A 22,228-nucleotide genomic window follows, 5' to 3' on the forward strand; every position below is an offset into this window, starting at 1 on the left:
CGCTGGCGCGGCGGGAACGGCGCCGCCGGCACGGCGGGAACGGCGCCGCTCGCGCGGCGGGAACCAGGACGGTTCGCGACCCATCGGGACGCAAAACGACGGCAGGAGCGGCCGATCGCCCGTTCGCATAGCAGTTGTAATAACGATCGCAGAACCATCCGGTACGGCACCGCGCGCCGAACACCCCCCAACGGGTGTCGCGCGTGGAATGATGGCGTGGTGCCCCGGCCTGAACCGGGCTCGGTTTTCCCCGGCACCACCAGTTTCCCCGTCACCAACCAGGACATCGATGGACTTCATCGCACAGGAACGCGACCGCTTGCTGCGGTCGACCACCCGTGTCGTCGGCATCGTGTGCGCGCTCGTCTCCGTCATCGGGATCATCTCCGCGCTCGCGGTGCCCGTCGTGCCGCTGGTCGGCGCGCTGGCCTGCATCGCGATCATGATCGGCGCGCTGCTGGTCTTCGGGTGGAACAACTCGATCTGGTGGACAGCGCTCATCCTGGCGGCGGGGCTCGGTTCGCTCGCGCTCCTCCTGTTCGGCGTCGACGACTCCGTCCGCCCGGTCATCGCGTCCGCGGTCGTCCCCCTCGCCGCCGGCAGCCTGTCGGCCCCGCTCATGGCGCAGCGTGGGCACCCGGTCGGCCTCGGCCTGACGATCGCCACCGGCGGGGTCGTCGTCGTGGCGATCACCTGGGCGAGCGGCAGCATCCTCGCGGCGCCCGTCACCGGGGCGCTGCTGGGCTGGATCCTCATCGCGGTGGTGACGATCTGGATCTCGCGGAGCATCCCCCGCGTCGCCCGTCGCATCTACAGCATCGGTACCGCGCACCGCGCCGAACGGCAGGCCAGCGAGACCGAGGCGCAGCGTCGCCAAGGTGCACGGCTCCTGCACGACACCGTGCTCGCGACCCTGACCCTCCTCGCCCACTCCGGTGTCGGCGTCTCCGAGCAGGCCATGCGCGAGCAGGCCGCTGAGGACGCCCGGCTCCTCCGCCACCTCCGCCTCGGTGCCACCCCGCAGCCACAGCAGTCCGGCGACTACTCGCTCACCCGCGAAGAGGAGTCGCCCCTCGGGCAGACCCTCGAATCGGTCAAGCAGCGCTTCGGACGCATGGGCCTGGAGGTCAGCTGGCACGGCACCGGCCAGGTCCTCCTGCCGACGCACGTGCTCGACGCGTTCCTCCTCGCGCTCGGCGAGTGCCTCGAGAACGTCCGCCGTCACGCGGGTGTCGGCGAGGCCCACGTCACGATCGTCCACGACAACGAGATGGTCCGCGCGATGGTCACCGACTCCGGGGTCGGCTTCGAGCTCGGTGAGGTGAGCGCCGAGCGCCTCGGGTTCAAGGAGAGCGTGGTGAACCGCCTCCGCGAGGTCGGCGGCGACGCGAAGCTGTTCTCCGCGCCGGGTTCCGGCACGACCGTCGTCCTGGAGGCGCCACGATGAGCCGCGTCCCCGAGGACACCATCAGCCGCGGCCTGCCCGGCGAGCCGGTGCAGCCCGCTCCGCGCACCCGCCGGGAGGCCCGTGAACGGTACCGGGGCAGCGAACGTCGACAGGCCCGCGGTCTGCCCTCCACCTCGACCGGTGCGCGTTCGCTGCGGCAGGCAGCCAAGCCGGGGGCATCCCTCGGCGCCGGGTACCTCGGGCTCGGAGCCGCGGTGCTCACCGGCATCCAGGCCGTCGCCGGCATCGTCTTCTTCCTCATCCGCTGGAACGACTTCACCAACCCGTGGCTGCCCGCCGCGGCGTGGGCGCTGTACCTCATCGCGGCCGTCGGCGTCGGGCTCAGCCTGCTCAACTACGGCGAGCGGTTGACCGGGCTCGCGTTCGGCCTCATCTGCGTGGTCCTCGGCTGCGTGGTGACGCTCGACTTCGTCGGGATCTGGCCCGAGCACGACCTCGTGCACACCGCCTCGGCATCGGTCGCGGCGGCCTTCGCCCTGCTCCCGGTCGCCACGCTGCGGCCCGCTCGGGAGGTCGCGGCGGCCATCGCCGTCCTCGGCCTCGCGTTCGTCGGGATGTCGATCGCCTCGACGCCGATCACGAGCGACACCCTGCCGGGCCTCGTCTCGACGCTCTCACTCGTGGTGGTCCCGCCGTCCATCGCGATCTTCGTGGTGCAACGGTTCCGGCAGCTCGTGCAGCGGGAGCTCGACCGCGTCCTCGTGCAGAGCAACGTGCAGGCGCCGCAGTTCGCGGTCGGCATGCTCGCCTCGGACGAACTCGCCCGGCTCGACCTCGCCGCCGAGAAGCTCCTCGACGCCGTCGCCAACGGCAGCGATCCCCTGCCCCTGTCGGATGCCTCGGCGTCCGTCGCGGCGTCGCTCGCGACCGAGCTGCGCCTGCACCTCATCGAGGGCCGCCGCGAGACCTGGCTGTACCACGCGATCACGGAGTCGGACAACCTCGGCCGTTCGGTCAGCGTCGCCGATCCGCAGTCCCTGGCGGGCCACCTCTCCCCCGCGCAACGCGACGGACTCCTGCAGGCGCTGTGGCAGATGGTCGGTGTGGCCGAGGGACGCGGGTCCCAGGCCGGCTCGCCGGTGGTCTCCGTCACCCTCGGACCGGTCGGCTCCGACGGCCACCCGGTCACCGACGAGACCATGGACGTCCCCATCGTGATCGAGTCGCGCGGCGTTCCCCGCCGTCGGCTCGGCCCGACCGCCTGGAGCGCCCTCCAGCGCATCGGCCCGTACACCGACACCGTGCGGGACGGCGCGCTCCACGTCGTCGCGCACTGCGTCGTCGACCGACATCCGTCGATGTAGCCGTCGCACGGAACCGGCCCACCCGAACTGCCGGACACCCTGACCAGCCTGCCCGTGTCATGTGCTCCGTCCGCCTAGGATCTGCCACGACTCCCCGTAGAAAGGACGCCACCATGGCGACTCCAGAGGAACCGATCCGACTCGCACTCGTCGACGACCACAGGATGCTCCTCGGCGCGCTGACGGAGTGGATCCGGAACGCCGCCGACGACATCACCCTCGTCGCGGCCGTCACGACGTGGCCCGAGCTCCTCACGAGCCCGGCGTTCCCGGTCGACGTGGTGCTGCTGGACCTCGACCTCAAGGACTCGATCCCGGTGTCCCTGAAGATCTCGACGCTCAAGACCGCCGGGGTGAAGACCGTCGTGATGAGCACGTACTCCGAGCCGAACGTGGTCCGTGAGGCACTCGCGTCCGGTGCCCTCGGCTACCTCGTCAAGAGCGAGGACGCCGACATGATCGTCGAGGCGATCCGCTCCGCCCAGCGCGGCGAGCAGTACGTCTCGGCCGAGCTCGACCTGGCGATCAACAGCGGTGACGTCGGCGGCGTGCCGAAGCTCAGCGCCCAGGAGCGTCGCGTGATGGCCCTGTACGGCGGTGGCGAGCCCGTGAAGAGCGTCGCGTACCAGCTCGGCATCTCCGAGGAGACCGCGAAGAGCTACCTCAAGCGCATCCGCGAGAAGTACCGCGTCGCCGGCTTCGACGTCGGCACGAAGGTGGCGCTGCGGAAGCGCGCCATCACCGACGGCATCATCGTGCAGGACGGCAGCCCCGTCGGCCTCTAGGCGAGCGCGTCGCGCGCGTCTCACTCAGTGAGCAGAAAAGGTCGGGTCCCGCCTCGGGACCCGACCTTTTCTGCTCACCATGTGCAGGAGAGCCCACGCCACACCGGACTGGAGGCCCGTGGCGGCGCCGTCACGTGCCTCCAGTCCGGCAGGCGGTGCGCTCACCGCACGCGGCACGCGCGTCAGACGATCGGCACCGGCGACGTGATCGGGCCGGTGCTCGGCGACGGCGACCGGAGCGCGGCACGACGGCTGCTGCGGCGCTCGGCACCGTAGCTGATCGTCGTCATGCCCACCCCGAGCAGTGCCAGGCCGATGCCGAGCCACCCGGGCGCGAGGAAGCCGAACCCGGCGGCGATGACCGCTCCGCCCAGGGCCGCGCCGAGCGAGTTGCCGATGTTGAACGCCGAGTGGTTCAGCGCGGCCGCGATCGTGCGGGCGTCACCGGCGACGTCCATCAGACGGGACTGCACCGCCGGCGGGATCGCGGACGAGGTCGCCCCGAGCAGGAACGCGCCGAGGAAGATGCCCCACACCCACTGCGCGGTGAGGACGGTGACGAGCAGGGCCGCGATGAGCGCGAACATGCCGACGTAGATGGTGCGCTTGACGCTGTGGTCCGCCAGGTGTCCGCCGAGGACCCCACCGACCACCATGCCGATGCCGACCACGACCAGCACGAGCGGTACGAAGGACTCCGGCAGGCCGGTGACGTTCTGCACGAGCGGGGAGATGTACGAGTACACGGCGAAGAACCCGCCGAACCCGACGGCACCGAGGCCCATCACCATCCAGACCTGCGGCACGCGGAAGGCGCGGAGCTCACGGCCGATCGTGGCGTGCTCGTCGCGGGCGCTGCGCGGGACGAAGGCCAGCACGGCGAGGAACGTCAGCGCGAAGAGCACGGCGACGACGCCGTACGCGATCCGCCAACTGGCGACCTGTCCGACCCAGGTGATCGAGGGGACGCCGATGACGTTCGCGACCGACAGGCCGAGCAGCACCATCGCGATGCCCTTGCCGCGCTTGCCGGGGCCCATGATGTCGCCGGCGACGATCGACGCGATGCCGAAGTACGCACCGTGCGGCAGACCGGCGACGAAGCGCGCGACGAGCACGAGGCCGAACGACGGCAGGATCGCGCTCGCGACCGTCGCCACGACGAAGCCGACGAGCAGCACGAGGATGAGGCCCTTGCGCGGGAACTTCGCGGACATCGCGGCGATCGTCGGTGCACCGACCACGACCCCGAGCGCGTAGGCGCTGACGAGCCAGCCGGCGTGCGCGATCCCGGCGTCCGGGTCGACGCCGTACTGCTGCGGCAGGAGCGCTTCGGCGATGTTCGGGAGCAGCCCCATCGCGACGAACTCGGTCGAACCGATGGCGAACCCGCCGAGGGCGAGGGCGATGAGCGCGAGCGCGCGACGCGCAGGCGTGAGCTGGGACATGATGCCTGTTCTCGGACTGGAGGAGCGGGACGGGTTCCGGACGTCGGCTCGCGGTGGACGCGAGTCGGCTGGGACCGTGGGTGCGCGTGGTGGCCGCACCGTGCCTCCAGGCCCGCATCGTGTCGATGGGCCGACGCGTGGACCATGCCGACTCGTCGACCTGTCGACGTTCCGGTGTGTCGCGTGCGCGACCACCGTCGAACGAACGGAGGACGGTCCTGGTTCAGCGGCGAACGGGGACGACCGGCCGTGTCACGCGACCGATCTCAGCAGTGTAGACCGCTCCAAAGCCCGAACGGAAGTCGGGAGACGAATCGATTCGACCGGCTCAGGCCGCGCGACGCTCGGGCTGCGCGGCAGGCGCGGCGACGAGCCCGGGGAGCTCGTCACGGTGGACCCACCCGGCGCCGCACTCGGTGCAGCTCGCCCAGGAGCGGTCGCCCTGCTCGTCCGTGTCGATGACGACCGTTCGAAGGTCGCAGTCGGGGCACCAGCCGTCGTGCATCATCACGCGCTCCTCGTCGTCTCGAGTACTCCTCGCAGCCACTTCGTGCGGCTCGATGCACCCCATGAGACACCCGACCACCGACATCGGCGGGAGGCCTCCGGCGTGTCGACGGACGACGCGGCGGGCGGTCAGCGGCTCAGCGCGTCGGGCGGTCAGCGGCTCAGCGCGTCTGGTGCCCCGTCGGCGGAGAGCGAGGCCTGCTCGTCCTGCATGGCCGCCAGGGCACCGTTCACCTCAGCGGGCAGGTGATCGGCCGGCTGCCACGGCGTCGGGACCTGCAGCGGGATGAGCTGCGCGACGCTCGGGCGCAGGGTCGCGCCGTTCACGATCAGCTGCTCCAGTCGGTCCGCGTAGCCGACGAACGTCTCGGACGCGTGCCAGCCGTACCAGGCGCCGTGCGTGACGAGCGGGTCGTACCCCCACCGGGCGACGCGGGCGGCGCCCTCGTCCGTCACCCGACGGTCCGTGCGGGCGGCACGCATCCGGACGACACGGAGCACCGCGAACACGACACCGAGGCCGAACAGCAGCACGAGCCACACGATCGGCCCCGTGAACGGGTTCGCCGGTTCGATCGCGTCGCAGTTCGCCTGCGTCAGGACCTCACCGACGTTGCGGAGGCACTCCTCGTACGCGGCCCGCCCGTTCGAGAACGACGCCGTCAGCGCCGCGAAGCCGAGGCCGATCAGCGGGAGCGCGAGCAGCACGAAGCTGACGATCGACAGCACCTTCAGCGGGGTCTGGCGGAGCCGCGCCGGGTGCTGCGTGAGGCGGCGCTGTTCGTCAGCGGGGGTCTGGGCACGAGCCACGCCGATCGCCCGGGCCCACGCTGCCTGCCAGGAGCGGTCACGGCCGCGGAGGAACGGGACCAGGGCCAGCGCGCGCTGCTGCCACTCGACGAACGCCGCACCCTCGGGCGTCTGCCGCCACATCGAGAACTCGTGCCGCGCGGTCTGCGCGGCCATCGCCTGCTGCAGGGCGTGCTGCTCGCGCTGCACCGCGACCTGTTCCTCGGCGCTGCGCGCGGCCCGCGCGGTGTTCGCCGCAGTGGCCACGTTCAGCATCATGCTGAGGCCGCTCGTGACCTGGATGCTCTTGAGGGACTTCGCCGACGCCGCCTGGTCGGCGCGGATCGCCCCCATGTCCTTGCCGAACTCGTAGTTGCCGTAGACCATCAGCCCGCACCCGTGCTTCCTGAACGTGCGCATCGCGCCCCGCGAGGACGCCCGCGGGGAAGCCCCCTGGGATGCGTCCGGATCCCCCGCTCCCGAGGCTAGGAGACCGGCACGACGCCGGACGAATCCTCAGCATCCCCAGATCGGGGCACGCCGTCAGTCGCCGAGCGCTGCCTCGAGCCGCTCGAGCTTGCCGTCGATCTCGCCGGTGTGGCCCGGGCGGATGTCCGCCTTGAGCACGAGCGACACCCGCGTGCCGTACTCGCCGACGGCCTCGGTGGCGCGCTTGACGACGTCCATGACCTCGTCCCACTCCCCCTCGATCTCGGTGAACATCGACGAGGTGCGGTTCGGCAGGCCGCTCTCGCGGACGATCCGCACGGCCGCCGCGACGGCGTCGTGCACGGACGCGTCCGCGGACTGGGACGGACCACCGGACGGGGCGACGGAGAACGCGACGATCATGGCTCCATCCTGCCCCGTGCGGGCGGCGCCGGCACGGCGGACTCAGCGCCGGTGCCCGCGGTACCCGCGCTGCCCGCGGTGCCCGCGCTGCCCGCGTGGGCGGCCGCCCGCGATCGCGCCCCCGGCCCCACCCCGAGCCGCACCAGCGCGACGACGCTCCACACCAGCACCCCGACCTCGAGCGCGTTCCGGATCGTCAGCACCACGAGCACCCACGGCTGCACGGTGAGCACCTGGTCGTAGAACCCCGGGTAGATGACCTGCGTCAGCAGCGCCATCGGCAGCGCGGCCACGGCGATCGGCAGGAAGCGCCTGGCGCTCGGCCGTCCGGCCACGAGCCCCCACACGATCGGCACGGCGAACCACCCGATGTACTGCGGCGACCCGACCTTGTTCGTGGCGACGAGCGCGGCGACGAACAGCAGGGCGAGGAGCGGCGCGGCCTCGGTGCGGTGGGCGCCACGGCGGACCGCCCACAGCGCCAGGAGCACCCCGGCCACGACCACGACGGCCATCAGCGGCATGGACACCGCGGCCGCCGCGTGGGTACCGGCACCGGACACCTCGAAGGTCAGGATCTGCTGGTTGTAGTAGACCGCCGCTCCCGGGACGCCGGCGGCCGCGGCCCACATGAAGGGCGTCGCGACCGGTGCCTCGATCTGCAGCGCGCGGCCGGTCTGCTGGCCGACGAAGGAGAACAGGTGCGCCGCTCCCCCGTAGAGGACGTCGACGAGGACGATGAGCGCCGTGACCACGAGCGCACCGGCGAACACTCCCCGGCGGTGTCCGCGGCGGAGCAGGAGGAGCACGCCGACGAGCGCCGCGGGCCACACCTTCGTCCAGGCGCCCGCGGTGAACAGCGCGGAGGCCACGGCCGGCCGGGTGGCGACGAACGCCACGCCGACGAGGGCGAGCACGGTGGCGACGGTGTCGATCCGCCCGAGCCCGATCGGCCCGAGGGCGAGGAGGAACGCGAGCCACCACCACACGACACGCACGCCGAGCCCGCGGAAGCGCCAGAGGAACCCGCATGCGACGGCGTCGAGCACGATCATGAGCAGGAGCCACCCGGTGCCGATCGACCCGACGCCGCCGATGGCCGCGGCCGCCATGGGCACGATCGCGAGGATCGGGTACACCCAGTCGGCGTCGATCCCGACCCAGAACCGGTCGGTGCGGCCGGTCTCGATCCACCGCTTGTACGTGATCGTGACGTCGCCGAGCGGCAGGTTCGCGGAGATCGTCGTCAGGTACCAGAGCAGCGCGTGCACGGCGAGGAACGCCACGACGAAGCCGATGACCTCGAGCCATCGCGACCGCCGCTCCGTCCACCGCTCCGTCCACTGCACCGGACGAGCGTAGCGGGGGCCGATCCCCGTGGGGGCCGATCCCCGCGGAGCCGCGGAGTCCCAGCCTCCCCAGAGCATGACGTGTCACCGTTTCCCTCGTGACCTCCGACACCCCGCGCAAGCGCCGCAAGGCCGTCATCTGGATCTCCGTCATCGCCGCCGTCGTCGTGCTCGGCGTCGTCGCGGCGGTGGTCGGCACGAACCTCTACACGAGCAGCGAGAACGCGAAGGCGTCGGCCACGCCGTCCGTCGCCGCGAGCCGCGCACCCTCCACGATCGACGACGCCGACCTGTCCGGCGAGTGGACCGTCGGCGGGGACTCGGAGGCCGGGTACCGCGTCCACGAGGTCCTCAACGGCTCCGACGTCACGGTCACCGGACGCACCGACAGCGTCACGGGCAGCGCGACGGTCGACGGCACGGCCATCACGAAGGCCACGATCACGGTGCAGGTCGCCGACATCGCCACCGACTCGGCCCAGCGCGACTCGTACTTCCGCGACTCGGCGATGGACGCTGCGGCCTTCCCGACGGCGACGTTCACGCTCACCGAGCCCATCGCCGACGCCGTCCCGAGCGGTACCGGCACGACGAAGGTCGAGGCGACCGGCAACCTCACCCTCCACGGCGTGACGAAGCCGGTCACCGCGACGCTCGAGGTCGGCCTCAACGGCGACGGCGTCGACATCTCGGGCTCGATCCCGGTCACGTTCTCGGACTACGACGTGCAGGCCCCGAGCCTCGGCTTCGTGAAGGTCGACGACTCCGGCGCCGTCGAGTTCCTCGTGCACGCGACGCCCGCCTCGTAGCGGCGACCGCGGGGCGGCCGCGTCCGCAGCGTTCCCATCTGCGGGCCTGGAGGCGCGTGCCGACCCCGCCCCGCGCCTCCTGTCCGCGTCTCGTCGCGTCCACCCGCCCGCCGCACCGTGCGAGGTCCGCACCGTGCGTCCGTCGCACCGTGCGAGGTCGCACCGTGCGGCTGTCGCATCATGCACGCGCACCCTGCGACACCGCACTCGTCGATCGACTCGTGCGATGTCGATCCATGCACGCGCAGCCGCTGCGCGTGCATGTTTCGACGAAGCACTCGTCGATCGACCGGTGGGAGGTCGCACCATGCACACGCACCTTCCGGCCCCGCGTCTGCAACGAGCGACACCGTCCTTGTCGTACGACGTCCGCACGCCGCGCCCCGCGCCCGCGCCGCGCCGCGACCCCGTGCACCACCGCGGCCGCCGCAGCGAGGTGCGCCAGGTCGGACGGCGTCAGCGATGAACCGGACGCCTCTGCAGCCCCCTGCCGCGCCGCGACGAGCGCCCCGAGCACTCCGCCCAGGACGTCCCCGGCCCCGGCGGCCGCGAGCCACGGCGTCGCCGACGACGCCACGAGCCGCACCGCTCCGTCGGGGGTCGCCACGTGCGTCGCCGACCCCTTGAGGAGCACGACGCTCCCGGTCTGCGACGCCGCACGCACGGCGGCCGCGCCGGGGTCCTGCTCGATGGACTCCCGCGACTCGCTCAACACGCCGGCGAGCTCCCCCGCGTGCGGCGTCAGCACCGCGAGCGGCCCGAGGTCGACGAGCGGGATCGCCCCGGCGTCCACCACCACCGGCACCCCGTCGTCGGAGGCGTGCCGGAACCCCTCCGCGGTGACGTCGTCCAACGCGGCGAGCGACCCCGCCGAGATCCCGGACCCGACGAGCCAGGCCTGCACCCGCCCGACCCCGGAGACCACCTCGGGCCGCCGGGTGAGCACGTGGTCGGTCGCCCGTGACGGCCCGACGTACCGGACCATCCCGACGCCGGTGTGCACGGCGGCGTCGACGCCCATCACGGCGGCGCCCGGGTACTGGTCGGAGCCGGTCGCGACGCCGAGCACCCCGCGGCGGTACTTCGTGGAGTCGCCGTGCGGGGCGGTGGTCCAGGCGGCGGCGTCGGTCGGGGAGAAGGGGACGAAGTCGGTCACGCACGCCACGTTACGGTGGAGCCCATGAGCCTGTTCCTGCCTGGTCGCGTGGTGGTCTTCGACTACGGCGAGGTGATCAGCCGGACGCCGCACGCCTCCCGTGACGCCCTGGTCGAGGCCACGGGGATCCCCGCCGACGAGCTGTTCCCCGTGTACGGGGAGCTCCGGCACGCCCTCGACCGCGGCGACCTGTCCGTCGTGGCGTACTGGCGCGCCGTCGCCGCACGCACCGGTCGGCAGTGGACCGTGGCCGACATCCACCGGTTCTGGGCGATCGACTTCACCGGCTGGTTCGAGGTCGAGCCGGAGACCCTCGCGCTCGTCGAGGAGCTGCACGACGCCGGCACGCGCCTCGCCCTCCTCTCGAACGCCGGTTTCGACTTCGGCGACCCGTACCGCCGCTCGCCGATGGGCTCGCTGTTCGAGACCGTCGTGGTGAGCGCGGAGGAGCACGTCCTCAAGCCCGACGCGTCCATCTACCGCGACACCTGTGCGCGTCTGGGAATCGACCCTGGTCAGATGGTGTTCGTGGACAACAGGGCCGAGAACGCCGCCGGCGCGGAAGCGATCGGGGCGGTCGGCCACCACTACACGTCGCCGGCAGGCCTGCGGTCGTTCCTCGAGGAGCTCAGCCAGCAGCCCGCGCCGGTGCCCGTCCCCTGAGGAGCCCGCGTGACGCACGCCCTGTTCGAACCGATCACCATCCGTGACCTGACCGTCCGCAACCGCATCTGGGTCTCCCCGATGTGCCAGTACTCGGTCGAGGCGCAGGACGGCGTCCCGACGCCGTGGCACCTCGTGCACCTCGGTGGCTTCGCCAAGGGCGGTGCCGGCGCGGTCGTGGCCGAGGCCACCGGCGTCGTACCGGAGGGACGGATCAGCCCGCAGGACCTCGGGCTCTGGAACGACGAGCAGCGTGACGCCTTCCGGCCGATCGTCGACTTCATCCACGCGCAGGGCGCCGCCGCCGGCATCCAGCTGGCGCACGCCGGCCGCAAGGCGTCGACGTTCCGCCCGTGGGAGGACGCCCACGGCTCCGTGCCCGCCGACCAGGGCGGCTGGTCGACGGTCGGCCCCTCCGCGGTGGCCTTCGACGGGTACGCCGAGCCCCGCGAGCTCGAGACCGAGGACATCCGCGTCGTCGCGCTGGCCTTCGCCGCCGCGGCTCGCCGTTCGGTCGAGGCCGGGTTCGACCTCGTCGAGATCCACGCCGCGCACGGCTACCTGCTGCACCAGTTCCTCTCCCCGCTGAGCAACCACCGCACGGACTCGTACGGCGGCTCGCTCGAGAACCGCGCCCGTGCACTCCTCGAGGTGCTCGACGCCGTCCGCGCCGAGGTCGGCGAGGGCTTCCCCGTCGTCGTCCGGTTCTCCGCGACCGACTGGGTCGACGGGGGCCTCACGCTCGACGAGACCACGCGGGTGGCACGGTGGGCCGCCGAGCACGGTGCCGACCTCGCCGACGTCTCCACCGGCGGCAACGTCGCCAGCGCACCGATCCCGGTCGGCCCCGGCTACCAGGTGCCCTTCGCCGCGGCGATCAAGCGCGACTCCGGTCTCGGGACGGTCGCGGTCGGCATGATCTCGGAGGCGTTCCAGGCCGAGCAGATCGTCGCCACCGGGCAGGCGGACGTCGTGATGGTGGGTCGCGAGTTCCTCCGCGACCCGGCGTTCCCGCTGCGCGCCGCGGTCGAGCTCGGCGTGAGCGTCGACTACGAGCCGCAGCAGTACCACCGCGCGCGCGTCACGGCGTGAGCCGGTCTGCGTGACGCACGTCGCGCCTCCAGGACGGTCACCAGCCGGCCTGGAGGCGCGACCCGCCTTCTGTACAGATTCTCGGCTTGGTCGCGGGCCAGGCAGTACGATTGACAGCACTGTGGACGATCCCCCGAATAGTTCTTCGCCTCACTCATCCGCCGCTCACTCGGTGAGCTGCACCCCCTCGCGCCCTGCGGGAGGTGAATCATGAGTCCGATCGACATCGTCATGCTGGTCGGCGGCATCCTGCTGACACTCGGCACCGGTGTCTTCGTCGCGTCCGAGTTCGCGCTCGTCAACCTCGACCGCGCCGACGTCGAGGCACGGCGGGACCGCGGTGAGCCCGGCCTCGCGACCGTCATCGGTGCGTTGAAGGTCACCTCGACGCACCTGTCCAGCGCCCAGCTCGGCATCACCCTGACGACGCTGCTGACCGGGTACCTGCTCGAGCCGTCGATCGCGACGCTGCTCGAGGCCCCGTTCCTGGCGATGCGGCTGCCGGAGGCGATCGTCGAGACCGTCGGGTCCATCGTGGCGCTCGTCATCGCGACGCTGCTGTCGATGATCCTCGGCGAGCTCGTGCCGAAGAACTTCGCGCTCGCGCTGCCGCTGCAGACCGCGCGGCTGGTGGTCCCGCTGCAGGTGGCCTTCACGACCGTGTTCAAGCCGGCCGTCGCGGTGCTGAACGGCACCGCGAACGCCGTGCTCCGGTCGATGGGCATCGAGCCGCAGGAGGAACTGTCCGGTGCGCGGAGTGCCGAGGAACTCACCTCGCTGCTCCGCCGGTCCGCGTCCGAGGGTTCCCTCGAACAGGACACCGCGACGCTCCTGCAACGGACCATCTCGTTCTCCGAGCTGAGCGCCAGTGACGTGATGACCCCACGGCCACGGGTCTCGACGATCCGCGTGTCCGAGTCGGCGGAGGACGTCATCGCCCTCGCCCGCCGCACCGGGTTCAGCCGCTTCCCCGTCATCGAGGAGGACGCGGACGACGTCGTCGGCATCGTGCACGTCAAGCAGGCCGTCGCCGTGCCGCGCGAGAAGCGCCCGGAGGTGCCCGTCGGGGCGCTCATGACCGACGCCGAACGCGTGCCGGAGACGATGCCGGGCGACAGCCTGCTCGCCGAGGTCCGCGGCCGCGGCTACCAGATGGTGATCGTCGTCGACGAGTACGGCGGGACCGCGGGTGTCGTGACGCTCGAGGACCTCGTCGAGGAACTCGTCGGCGAGGTCTCCGACGAACACGACCGCGCGCGCATCGACGTGGTGCGCTCCCGCAACTGGCTGACGTTCCCCGGGCTCCTCCGTCCGGACGAGCTCGAGGACCGTGCCGGCGTGAAGGTGCCGGAGGAAGGCCCGTACGAGACCGTCGGCGGGTTCGTCATGTCGACCCTCGGCCGGCTGCCGGTCGTCGGGGACGAGGTCCCCCTCGACGACGGCGTGTTCCGGGTCGAGCGGCTCGACGGGCGGCGGATCGACCGGATCCGCTGGACCCCGACGGCGCCGCCGCCGACCGAGGACAGCTCGCCCGCCACGGGCATCATCATCCCGGCCACGAAGGCCGGCCCGAAGGCCACGAAGACCACGACGAAGGGCAGCATCCGATGAGCTCCGACTGGTGGGGCATCTTCTGGCTCGTCGTCCTGCTGATGGGCAACGCGTTCTTCGTCGCCGCCGAGTTCGCGGTCATCTCCGCGCGCCGGTCCCAGATCGAGCCCCGCGCCGAAGAGGGCTCCCGCGCCGCGCAGATGACCCTGTGGGCGATGGAGCACGCCACCCGGATGCTCGCGACCACGCAGCTCGGCATCACGGTGTGCTCGCTGCTCATCCTCAACGTGTCCGAGCCGGCGATCCACCACCTGCTCGAGGTCCCGCTGCACCTCACCGGGTGGAGCGCCGAGGTCATCGGCATCGTGGCGTTCGTCTTCACGCTGCTGCTCGTGTCGTTCCTGCACGTGGTGTTCGGCGAGATGGTGCCGAAGAACATCTCGTTCTCGATGCCGGACCGTGCGGCGCTGCTCCTCGTGCCGACGCTCTGGTACATCGGCCACGGCCTGCACTGGGTCGTCGTCGGGCTCAACGAGGTCGCGAACGGCGTGCTCCGGGTCTTCCGCGTCGAGCCGAAGGACGAGGCGGTGAGCGCGTTCACCGTCGAAGAGGTCCAGACGATCGTCGAGCAGTCCCGCCGCGAGGGCACCCTCACCGACGACGGCAAGCTCGCGATGGCGTTCGAGTTCACCGAGAAGAAGGTGAAGGACGTCGCCGTGCCGATGGCCGAGCTCGTCACCCTGCCCGACGACGCCACCCCCGGCGACGTCGAGCGGGCGGTGGCCCAGCGCGGCTTCTCGCGGTACGTGCTCGTCGGCGACGACGGTGACCCGACGGGCTACGTGCACGTGAAGGACGTCATCGACCTGCGCCCGGACGAGTACGACGAGCCGGTGCCGCCGAAGCGCATCCGCCAGCTCATCTCGCTGTACACGGAGATGGACCTCGAGGACGCCCTCGCGACGATGCGGGCCGCCGGTCGTCACGTGGCACGGGCCTTCGACGCCGAGGGCCGGACGCTCGGCGTGCTGTTCCTCGAGGACATCCTCGAGGAGCTCGTCGGCGAGGTCGAGGACGCGACCCGACGTCGCTGACGCGGCACGTGCCCGTGACGCACCCCGGTACGGACTGGAGGCGCGGTGCCAGCTGGCACCGCGCCTCCAGGCCGTCGGTGGTCGCCACTCGTTTCGCGCTCACCGACACGTCACGGGCCGCGGACCGCGTGAGGTGTCGCTGAGCCCGAAAGACCGGCAGGCGGCGCCGCTGCGCCCGCTACCAGCTGACGGGGAGCGGCTTGCCCTCCTCGTAGCCGGCGGCCGACTGGATGCCGACGAGCGCGCGCTCCGAGAACTCGGCGAGCGAGGCCGCACCGGCGTAGGTCGCCGAGCTCCGCACACCGGTCGTGATCATGTCGAGCAGGTCCTCGACCGAGGGGCGCTCCGGGTCGAGGTAGATCGTCGACGACGAGATCCCCTCGGCGAAGAGCGCCTTCCGTGCGCGCTCGTACGGGTCGAGGCGTTCGAAGCGCTCCCGCACGGCCTTCGCCGACGCCATGCCCCAGCTCTCCTTGTAGGCCTTGCCCGCGGCGTCGCGGCGGAGCAGCCCCGGGGCCTCGAGCGTGCCCGCGAACCACGAGCCGATCATCACCGCGGACGCACCCGCGGCCAGCGCGAGCGCGACGTCGCGCGGGTACCGGACGCCGCCGTCCGCCCAGACGTGCGCGCCGAGCGAGCGGGCCGCCGCGGCGGTCTCGAGCACGGCGGAGAACTGCGGGCGGCCGACGGCGGTCATCATGCGCGTGGTGCACATGGCGCCGGGGCCGACACCGACCTTGATGATGCTCGCGCCGGCGTCGACGAGGTGCGCGACCGCGTCGGCGGTGACGACGTTCCCGGCGACGAGCGGGATGTCGAGCCCGAGCGCTGCGACGGTGCGGAGCGCACGGAGCATGCTCTCCTGGTGGCCGTGCGCGGTGTCGAGGACGAGCACGTCGACCCCGGCGGCCGCGAGGGCCTGGGCCTTCGCGGCGACGTCGCCGTTGATGCCGATCGCGGCGGCGACCCGGAGCCGTCCGGAGGCGTCGACGGCGGGCGTGTAGATGTCCGAGCGGATCGCGCTCGTCTGGCTGGTCGTGCCGACGACCCGGCCGTGCCGCACCACCGGCGCGAAGTCGACCTCGGCGGCGCTGAGCACGTCGTACACGTGGCGGGGCGTGCCGGCGTCCTCGGCGTCGATCGCCGTCGAGGCGCCGTGCAGCAGGTCCCCGAGCGTCGCGTCCGGGCCGGCGGTGCCGAGGCGTCCGGCGGGCACGCAGCCGAGGTACTCCCCCGACGCGTCCCGCACGACGACCCCGCGGCCGGCGACCGGCAGGAGGTGCTCGAGGGCCTCGGACACCGTGGTGTCCGCACCCATGTCGTAGGCGGTGTCGAAGTCGACCGGCTGGTCCTTCACCCAGCGGATCGCCGCGTCGAGGTCCTGCAGGTGCATGTCCTGCGGCAGCACACCGAGGCCGCCGCGACGGGCGAGGGTCGCCGCGAGGCGCGGGCCCGTCACCGAGTTCATGTTGGCGCTGACGATCGGGATCGTCGCGCCGGAGCCGTCGTTCGCCCGGAGGTCCACGTCGAAGCGGCTCGTGACCGCGGATCGGCTGGGCACGAGGAAGACGTCGGAGTAGGTCAGGTCGTGTGTCGGCCGCGTCTCGTAGAACCTCATGCGCCCCACTGTACGGCTCCGCAGGGCGGCCGGTCTGGGCGGCCCGGCGCGGGTCCGGCGGGCGACCCGGCGCGGGTCCGTCGGGACATGCCGACCCCTGTCCTGGAGGCCCGACTCGCGTCGTGCCTGACACCGAACGGTCATCTGCGAGCGGCTAGGCTGGGGACCTGTGCGGGGCAGGGTTGCCGCGCACGACACACACGAGCATCTATCGACGGAGAGTGGGCGATCGGCTGTGTCGAGCCATCTGACCGGAACGGACGAGACCGCGGGCGAATTCGGGGCGAACGAGTGGCTCGTCGACGAGCTCTACGAGCAGTTCGTCGCGGACAAGGAGTCGGTCGACAAGTCCTGGTGGCCGGTCCTCGAGAGCTACCACCGCACGCAGGCTGGTGACGCTCCGGCTCCTGCCACGACCCCGGCTCCCGCAACGGCTCCGTCCGCCGATGCCCCAGCTCCCGCCGCCGCGCAGCAGCAGTCGTCGACGCAGCAGCCCGCGACCGGTGACGTCCCGGGCGAGGCCAAGGCCGGCCCCATCCAGGCGAAGACCACGTCGCGCCAGCCCACCCCGCAGCCGATCCCGGCCGAGGCGAACGACGAGGCCGACGACCACGACGAGACCCACGAGGACGTCGCCACCCCGCTCCGGGGCATGGCGAAGACCCTGGCGTCGAACATGGACGCCTCGCTCACCGTCCCGACCGCGACCAGCGTGCGCACGATCCCGGCGAAGCTGATGATCGACAACCGCATCGTCGTCAACAACCACCTGCGCCGTGCCCGCGGCGGCAAGATCTCGTTCACGCACCTCATCGGCTGGGCGATGGTCCAGGCGCTGAAGGACTTCCCGAGCCAGAACGTCTTCTACGAGGAGCGCGACGGCAAGCCGTTCGTGGTGCAGCCCGCGCACGTCGGCCTCGGCATCGCGATCGACGTCCCGAAGAAGGACGGCTCGCGCTCCCTGCTCGTCCCGAGCATCAAGCGCGCCGAGACCCTGACCTTCGGCCAGTTCCTCTCCGCCTACGAAGACCTCGTCAAGCGTGCTCGCGACAACAAGCTCACGCCGGCCGACTTCCAGGGAACGACGATCTCGCTGACGAACCCGGGCGGCATCGGCACGGTGCACTCCGTCCCGCGGCTCACCAAGGGGCAGGGCGCCATCATCGGCGCCGGCGCGCTCGAGTACCCGGCGCAGTTCCAGGGCTCCGCGGCGAAGACCCTCGTCGAGCTCGGCATCGGCAAGACGATCACGCTGACGAGCACCTACGACCACCGGGTCATCCAGGGCGCCGGGTCGGGCGAGTACCTCAAGAAGGTGCACGAGCGACTCACCGGCGACCACGGCTTCTACGAGGGCATCTTCTCGGCGCTCCGGATCCCGTACAAGCCGATCCAGTGGGCGAACGACATCAACGTCGACCTGGCGCACCGGGTCAACAAGACCGCGCGCGTGCAGGAGCTCATCAACAGCTTCCGTGTCCGCGGGCACCTGATGGCGGACATCGACCCGCTCGAGTACCGGCAGCGCACCCACCCGGACCTCGAGATCGAGAGCCACGGGCTGACCTTCTGGGACCTCGACCGCGAGTTCGTCACCGGCGGTCTCGCCGGCACCACGAACGCGCCGCTCCGCGACGTCCTCGGGATCCTCCGTGACGCCTACTGCCGCACCGTCGGCATCGAGTACATGCACATCCAGGACCCGGAACAGCGTCGCTGGGTGCAGGCGCGCATCGAGGTCCCCTACTCGAAGCCGTCGAAGGACGAGCAGCTCCGCGTCCTCGGCAAGCTCAACGAGGCCGAGGCGTTCGAGACCTTCCTGCAGACGAAGTACGTCGGCCAGAAGCGCTTCTCGCTCGAGGGCGGCGAGTCCACCATCGCGTTCCTCGACACGCTCATCCAGCACGCCGCCACCTCCGGCCTCAGCGAGGTCGCGATCGGCATGGCGCACCGTGGTCGCCTCAACGTGCTGACGAACATCGCCGGCAAGACGTACGGCCAGATCTTCCGCGAGTTCGAGGGCTCGTCGCTCCCCGGGGCCGTCTCCGGCCAGGGCTCGGGCGACGTGAAGTACCACGTCGGCACCGAAGGGGTGTTCCGCGCCAGCGACGGCACGGCCATCCCGGTGACGATCGCCGCGAACCCGTCGCACCTCGAAGCCGTCGACGGCGTGCTCGAGGGCATCGTCCGCGCCAAGCAGGACAGGGAGGCGCCCGGCGTGTTCGGCGTGCTGCCCGTGCTCGTCCACGGCGACGCGGCGATGGCCGGACAGGGCGTCGTGGTCGAGACGCTGCAGATGTCGCAGCTGCGCGGCTACCGCACCGGCGGCACCGTGCACCTCGTCATCAACAACCAGGTCGGGTTCACCACCCCGCCGGAGTCGGCCCGCAGCTCGGTGTACTCGACCGACGTCGCGAAGACCATCCAGGCGCCGATCTTCCACGTGAACGGCGACGACCCCGAAGCCGTTGCCCGGGTCGCGGAGCTCGCCTTCGCGTACCGAGAAGAATTCCACCGCGACGTCGTCATCGACCTCATCTGCTACCGCCGACGGGGCCACAACGAGGGCGACGACCCCTCGATGACGCAGCCGATGATGTACAACCTCATCGAGGCGAAGCGCTCCGTCCGCACCCTCTACACCGAGGCCCTCGTCGGCCGCGGCGACATCACCCAAGAGGAGTACGACGAGGCGCACCGCGACTTCCAGGACCGTCTCGAGCGTGCCTTCGCCGAGACGCACGAGGCGCAGACCGGCACCATCCCGGTGATCCAGGTCGACGACGACGGTGCCGTGCAGGGCCTCGAGCGACCGGCGGCGCAGCGTGACGACTCCGAGCACGAGGTGCACGACACCGCGGTGTCCGAGGAGCTCGTCCGGGCGATCGGCGACGCGCACAGCAACCCGCCGGTGGGCTTCTCGATCCACCCGAAGCTGCAGCAGCTGCTGTCGAAGCGCACCGACATGACGCGCAACGGCGGCATCGACTGGGCGATGGCCGAGCTCATGGCGATCGGTTCGCTGCTCGTCGAGGGCAAGCCCGTCCGCCTCGCCGGCCAGGACGCCCGCCGTGGCACGTTCGTGCAGCGCCAGGCGGTCTTCCACGACCGGGTCAACGGCCAGGAGTGGCTGCCGCTCGCGAACCTCACCGAGGACCAGGCACGGCTCTACATCTACGACTCGCTCCTCAGCGAGTACGCGGCGATGGCGTTCGAGTACGGCTACTCGGTCGAACGCCCCGAGGCCCTCGTGCTCTGGGAAGCGCAGTTCGGCGACTTCGCGAACGGCGCCCAGACGGTCATCGACGAGTTCATCTCGTCCGCCGAGCAGAAGTGGGGACAGCGATCGGGGCTCGTGCTCCTGCTCCCCCACGGCTACGAGGGCCAGGGGCCGGATCACTCGTCCGCCCGCATCGAGCGCTACCTGCAGCTGTGCGCCGAGGACAACATGGTGGTGGCACGGCCGTCGACCCCGGCGTCGTACTTCCACCTGCTCCGTCGTCAGGCGTGGGCGAAGCCGCAGAAGCCGCTCGTGGTGTTCTCCCCGAAGGCCATGCTGCGCCTCCGGCAGGCGACGAGCTCGGTGGACGCCCTGACGCAGGGGACCTTCCAGGAGGTCCTCGACGACGACCGCATCACCGACAGGTCCTCCGTGCGCCGCGTCGTTCTGCACTCGGGCAAGGTCCACCACGACCTGCGCGCCGAGGTCGAGAAGCGCGGGGTCACCGACGTCGCCCTCGTCCGGCTCGAGCAGCTCGCGCCGCTCCCGCTCGACCGCATCCTCGAGGTGCTCGAGGGCTACCCGGAGGCGGACGTCGTCTGGGCACAGGAAGAGCCGGAGAACCAGGGCGCCTGGCCGTTCGTGTGCATGAACCTCTCGCCGCACCTCGGCGGACGGCCGCTGTCGGTCTCCGCCCGGGCAGCGAGTGCCGCGCCGGCGACGGGCTCGTCGAAGCGCTCCGCGCAGGAGGCCGCCGAGGTCATCGCCAAGGCACTGGGCTGAGACCGGAACGTCGCTGAGACCGGGACGCCGCCGGGGTGCGCTACGCGATCTTCGTGTAACGCACCCCGGCGTCGTGGTACCCGCGCTTCTGGTAGAAGCGGTGCGCGCTGTCCGTCGCGGCCGCACTGACGGCACTGAGGCGACGAGCGCCCTGCTCGACCGCCCACGTCTCGAAGGTGCCGATGAGTGCGGAACCGGTGCCGAGCCTCCTGGCTGACGGGTCGACCACCAGCAGGAGCAGCTGCGCCGTCGGTTCGTCGCTCGCGTACGCCCACGTGACCTGCGCGCCGGCGACCGCGACCGCGTGACCGTCGTCGCCGCGGATGAGCCACGTGCGGTGACCGGCCGCGGGCGTGAGCCGTTCGAGCCGGGCCCGCATCGCGGACTCGTCGACCACATGGCCGAGCAGGCGGACGAGGGCGGTGACGTCGGCGACGTCCGGGTCGGACCAGCTGGTGATCGACTCGACGGAGAGGGTCATGCCCGCGACACTACCGACCGGCACGGACGTGTGACGACCGTGCTGGCAGGACGCTCAGCGGGTTGCCTAGTGTGTTGCCTGCTCGAGCCGGATGCGGGCGAGGATCTCGCCGCGCAGCTGGTCAGGAGCGGTCTCCTTGCACGCACGACGGACCGTCTCCATGAGCACGACACCGACCCGGTGTTCGGTGGTGCAGTCCTCGCACCCGTCCATGTGCTCGCGGATGTCCGCGGCGTCCTCGTGGCGGAGCTCGTCGTGGAGGAACTCCTCGAGCTCGGCCTTCGCCTTCGAGCAGTCGCAGCCGCTCATCGTGCTTCCTTCCCTTCGACGCGACCCGAGGTCGCGGCAACCTTCCGGCCACGTCCGCGCATCGTCGCCGTCGACGCTGCGTCCGGGACGATGCCGGTTTCACGTGCATGGTCCGCCAGGAGCCCCCGGAGGAGCCGGCGACCACGGTGGAGGCGGCTCATGACCGTCCCCACGGGGGTCTTCATGATGTCGGCGATCTCCTGGTAGGAGAACCCCTCGACATCGGCGAAGTAGACGGCCATCCGGAAGTCCTCGGGGATGGCCTGGAGCGCGTCCTTCACGGCGGAGGACGGCAGGTGGTCGATGGCGTCGGCCTCGGCGGAGCGCGCCGAGATCGACTGCGTCACGCTCTCCGCGCCGCCCAGCTGCCAGTCCTCGAGCTCGTCGATCGTGCCCTGGTACGGGTTCCGCTGGTTCTTGCGGTACGTGTTGATGAACGTGTTCGTGAGGATCCGGTACAGCCAGGCCTTGAGGTTCGTGCCCTGCTTGAACTGGCGGAACGCGGCGAACGCCTTGACGAAGGTCTCCTGCACGAGGTCCGACGCGTCGGCGGGGTTGCGGGTCATCCGCATCGCCGCGCCGTACAGCTGGTCCATGAAGGGCAGGGCCTGGTCCTCGAAGAGCGACCGGAGCTCGCCCTCGGACACGGTCTTCGCGTCGACGAACTCGGGCTCGGCCGCGTCGACGTCGGGTTCCAAGTCCTCGGTGTCGGAGCCCTCGGTGTCGGAGTCCTCGGCGTCGAGCGCCTCGTGTTCCTCCTCAACCGCGTCGAGCTGCGCCTCGGTCTCGTCGACCAGGTCGTTCGGTACTGCGGCGTGCGGTTCGTCGGTCGTCATCGCCGTCGAGTCTAGGCCGAGCACGGTCGGCACGGCGGTCAGCACGGTCCTCGTGCCGGTCCGCTCTCGTGCGAGTGTTGCTGTCGCCACTGATCCTCCCGGTGCGTTCAGTAC

Annotated in this window: 19 protein-coding genes; 9 read left to right on the forward strand and 10 right to left on the reverse strand. The window is 71.4% G+C overall.

Annotated features, from left to right (window positions below):
• The first annotated feature begins 289 nt into the window (after nucleotides 1-289).
• The 3 genes from DEJ28_RS10790 to DEJ28_RS10800 all read left to right on the forward strand — a co-directional run bounded on the left by DEJ28_RS10790 (nucleotide 290) and on the right by DEJ28_RS10800 (nucleotide 3,557).
• Nucleotides 290-1,447: a sensor histidine kinase gene (locus tag DEJ28_RS10790; protein ID WP_111117386.1), complete on the forward strand. Its 1,158-nt coding sequence runs from the start codon at nucleotides 290-292 to the stop codon at nucleotides 1,445-1,447.
• Entirely contained in the window at nucleotides 1,444-2,772 is a 1,329-nt protein-coding gene (locus DEJ28_RS10795; protein ID WP_111117387.1) for a hypothetical protein, read from the forward strand. The genes DEJ28_RS10790 and DEJ28_RS10795 overlap by 4 nt, the downstream gene beginning before the upstream one ends.
• Before the next feature lie 113 nt (nucleotides 2,773-2,885).
• Nucleotides 2,886-3,557, forward strand: a complete 672-nt coding sequence (locus DEJ28_RS10800; RefSeq protein WP_111117388.1) for a response regulator transcription factor — start codon at nucleotides 2,886-2,888, stop codon at nucleotides 3,555-3,557.
• Nucleotides 3,558-3,739: 182 nt separating this feature from the next.
• Here DEJ28_RS10800 and DEJ28_RS10805 read toward each other — a convergent pair whose 3' ends face one another.
• The 5 genes from DEJ28_RS10805 to DEJ28_RS10825 all read right to left on the reverse strand — a co-directional run bounded on the left by DEJ28_RS10805 (nucleotide 3,740) and on the right by DEJ28_RS10825 (nucleotide 8,502).
• The gene (locus DEJ28_RS10805; RefSeq protein WP_111117389.1) at nucleotides 3,740-5,005 is read right to left on the reverse strand and encodes an MFS transporter; all 1,266 of its coding nucleotides are present in this window, start codon (nucleotides 5,003-5,005) and stop codon (nucleotides 3,740-3,742) included.
• A 328-nt stretch (nucleotides 5,006-5,333) separates the two neighbouring features.
• Complete coding sequence (locus tag DEJ28_RS10810; RefSeq protein ID WP_146248945.1) at nucleotides 5,334-5,513, reverse strand: hypothetical protein; 180 nt, start codon at nucleotides 5,511-5,513, stop codon at nucleotides 5,334-5,336.
• Nucleotides 5,514-5,665: 152 nt separating this feature from the next.
• The gene (locus DEJ28_RS10815) at nucleotides 5,666-6,721 is read right to left on the reverse strand and encodes a hypothetical protein (protein ID WP_146248946.1); all 1,056 of its coding nucleotides are present in this window, start codon (nucleotides 6,719-6,721) and stop codon (nucleotides 5,666-5,668) included.
• Between the two features lie 123 nt (nucleotides 6,722-6,844).
• Nucleotides 6,845-7,153, reverse strand: a complete 309-nt coding sequence (locus DEJ28_RS10820) for a thiamine-binding protein (RefSeq protein WP_111117392.1) — start codon at nucleotides 7,151-7,153, stop codon at nucleotides 6,845-6,847.
• The gene (locus DEJ28_RS10825) at nucleotides 7,150-8,502 is read right to left on the reverse strand and encodes a glycosyltransferase 87 family protein (protein WP_181433875.1); all 1,353 of its coding nucleotides are present in this window, start codon (nucleotides 8,500-8,502) and stop codon (nucleotides 7,150-7,152) included. The genes DEJ28_RS10820 and DEJ28_RS10825 overlap by 4 nt, the downstream gene beginning before the upstream one ends.
• A gap of 98 nt (nucleotides 8,503-8,600) precedes the next feature.
• Here DEJ28_RS10825 and DEJ28_RS10830 point away from each other — a divergent pair, with 98 nt between their 5' ends.
• Complete coding sequence (locus tag DEJ28_RS10830; protein ID WP_181433876.1) at nucleotides 8,601-9,311, forward strand: YceI family protein; 711 nt, start codon at nucleotides 8,601-8,603, stop codon at nucleotides 9,309-9,311.
• A gap of 178 nt (nucleotides 9,312-9,489) precedes the next feature.
• On the opposite strand, the gene DEJ28_RS10835 is transcribed toward DEJ28_RS10830, so the two are convergent.
• The gene (locus DEJ28_RS10835; protein WP_111117394.1) at nucleotides 9,490-10,467 is read right to left on the reverse strand and encodes an ADP-dependent NAD(P)H-hydrate dehydratase; all 978 of its coding nucleotides are present in this window, start codon (nucleotides 10,465-10,467) and stop codon (nucleotides 9,490-9,492) included.
• A 24-nt stretch (nucleotides 10,468-10,491) separates the two neighbouring features.
• On the opposite strand from DEJ28_RS10835, the gene DEJ28_RS10840 reads away from it, so the two are divergent.
• From DEJ28_RS10840 to DEJ28_RS10855, 4 genes are all read left to right on the forward strand, one after another.
• Complete coding sequence (locus DEJ28_RS10840; protein WP_111117395.1) at nucleotides 10,492-11,130, forward strand: HAD family hydrolase; 639 nt, start codon at nucleotides 10,492-10,494, stop codon at nucleotides 11,128-11,130.
• 9 nt (nucleotides 11,131-11,139) lie between these two features.
• A complete protein-coding gene (locus DEJ28_RS10845) occupies nucleotides 11,140-12,222 on the forward strand; it encodes an NADH:flavin oxidoreductase/NADH oxidase (RefSeq protein WP_111117396.1) in 1,083 nt (360 codons plus the stop codon).
• A 210-nt stretch (nucleotides 12,223-12,432) separates the two neighbouring features.
• Nucleotides 12,433-13,833, forward strand: a complete 1,401-nt coding sequence (locus DEJ28_RS10850; RefSeq protein WP_111117397.1) for a hemolysin family protein — start codon at nucleotides 12,433-12,435, stop codon at nucleotides 13,831-13,833.
• Nucleotides 13,830-14,867 carry a hemolysin family protein gene (locus DEJ28_RS10855; protein ID WP_111117398.1) on the forward strand — a complete coding sequence of 346 codons (1,038 nt, stop codon included), beginning with the start codon at nucleotides 13,830-13,832 and terminating at the stop codon, nucleotides 14,865-14,867. The genes DEJ28_RS10850 and DEJ28_RS10855 overlap by 4 nt, the downstream gene beginning before the upstream one ends.
• Nucleotides 14,868-15,045: 178 nt before the next feature.
• On the opposite strand, the gene guaB1 is transcribed toward DEJ28_RS10855, so the two are convergent.
• Entirely contained in the window at nucleotides 15,046-16,485 is a 1,440-nt protein-coding gene (guaB1, locus tag DEJ28_RS10860; protein ID WP_111117399.1) for a GMP reductase, read from the reverse strand.
• 235 nt (nucleotides 16,486-16,720) lie between these two features.
• Here guaB1 and DEJ28_RS10865 point away from each other — a divergent pair, with 235 nt between their 5' ends.
• Nucleotides 16,721-20,488 (forward strand): multifunctional oxoglutarate decarboxylase/oxoglutarate dehydrogenase thiamine pyrophosphate-binding subunit/dihydrolipoyllysine-residue succinyltransferase subunit, encoded by a 3,768-nt coding sequence (locus tag DEJ28_RS10865; protein WP_181433877.1) that lies wholly within the window; start codon nucleotides 16,721-16,723, stop codon nucleotides 20,486-20,488.
• A gap of 40 nt (nucleotides 20,489-20,528) precedes the next feature.
• Here the strand turns inward: DEJ28_RS10865 and DEJ28_RS10870 are convergent, their stop codons facing one another.
• From DEJ28_RS10870 to DEJ28_RS10880, 3 genes are all read right to left on the reverse strand, one after another.
• Nucleotides 20,529-20,969, reverse strand: a complete 441-nt coding sequence (locus tag DEJ28_RS10870) for a GNAT family N-acetyltransferase (RefSeq protein WP_111117400.1) — start codon at nucleotides 20,967-20,969, stop codon at nucleotides 20,529-20,531.
• A 66-nt stretch (nucleotides 20,970-21,035) separates the two neighbouring features.
• Entirely contained in the window at nucleotides 21,036-21,278 is a 243-nt protein-coding gene (locus DEJ28_RS10875) for a zf-HC2 domain-containing protein (RefSeq protein WP_071292435.1), read from the reverse strand.
• On the reverse strand, nucleotides 21,275-22,159 hold the full coding sequence (locus DEJ28_RS10880) for a sigma-70 family RNA polymerase sigma factor (RefSeq protein ID WP_181433878.1): 885 nt from the start codon (nucleotides 22,157-22,159) through the stop codon (nucleotides 21,275-21,277). The genes DEJ28_RS10875 and DEJ28_RS10880 overlap by 4 nt, the downstream gene beginning before the upstream one ends.
• Between the last annotated feature and the right edge of the window lie 69 nt (nucleotides 22,160-22,228).

Origin of the sequence: Curtobacterium sp. MCPF17_002 (genome assembly GCF_003234115.2) — a bacterium.
Taxonomy (GTDB): domain Bacteria; phylum Actinomycetota; class Actinomycetes; order Actinomycetales; family Microbacteriaceae; genus Curtobacterium.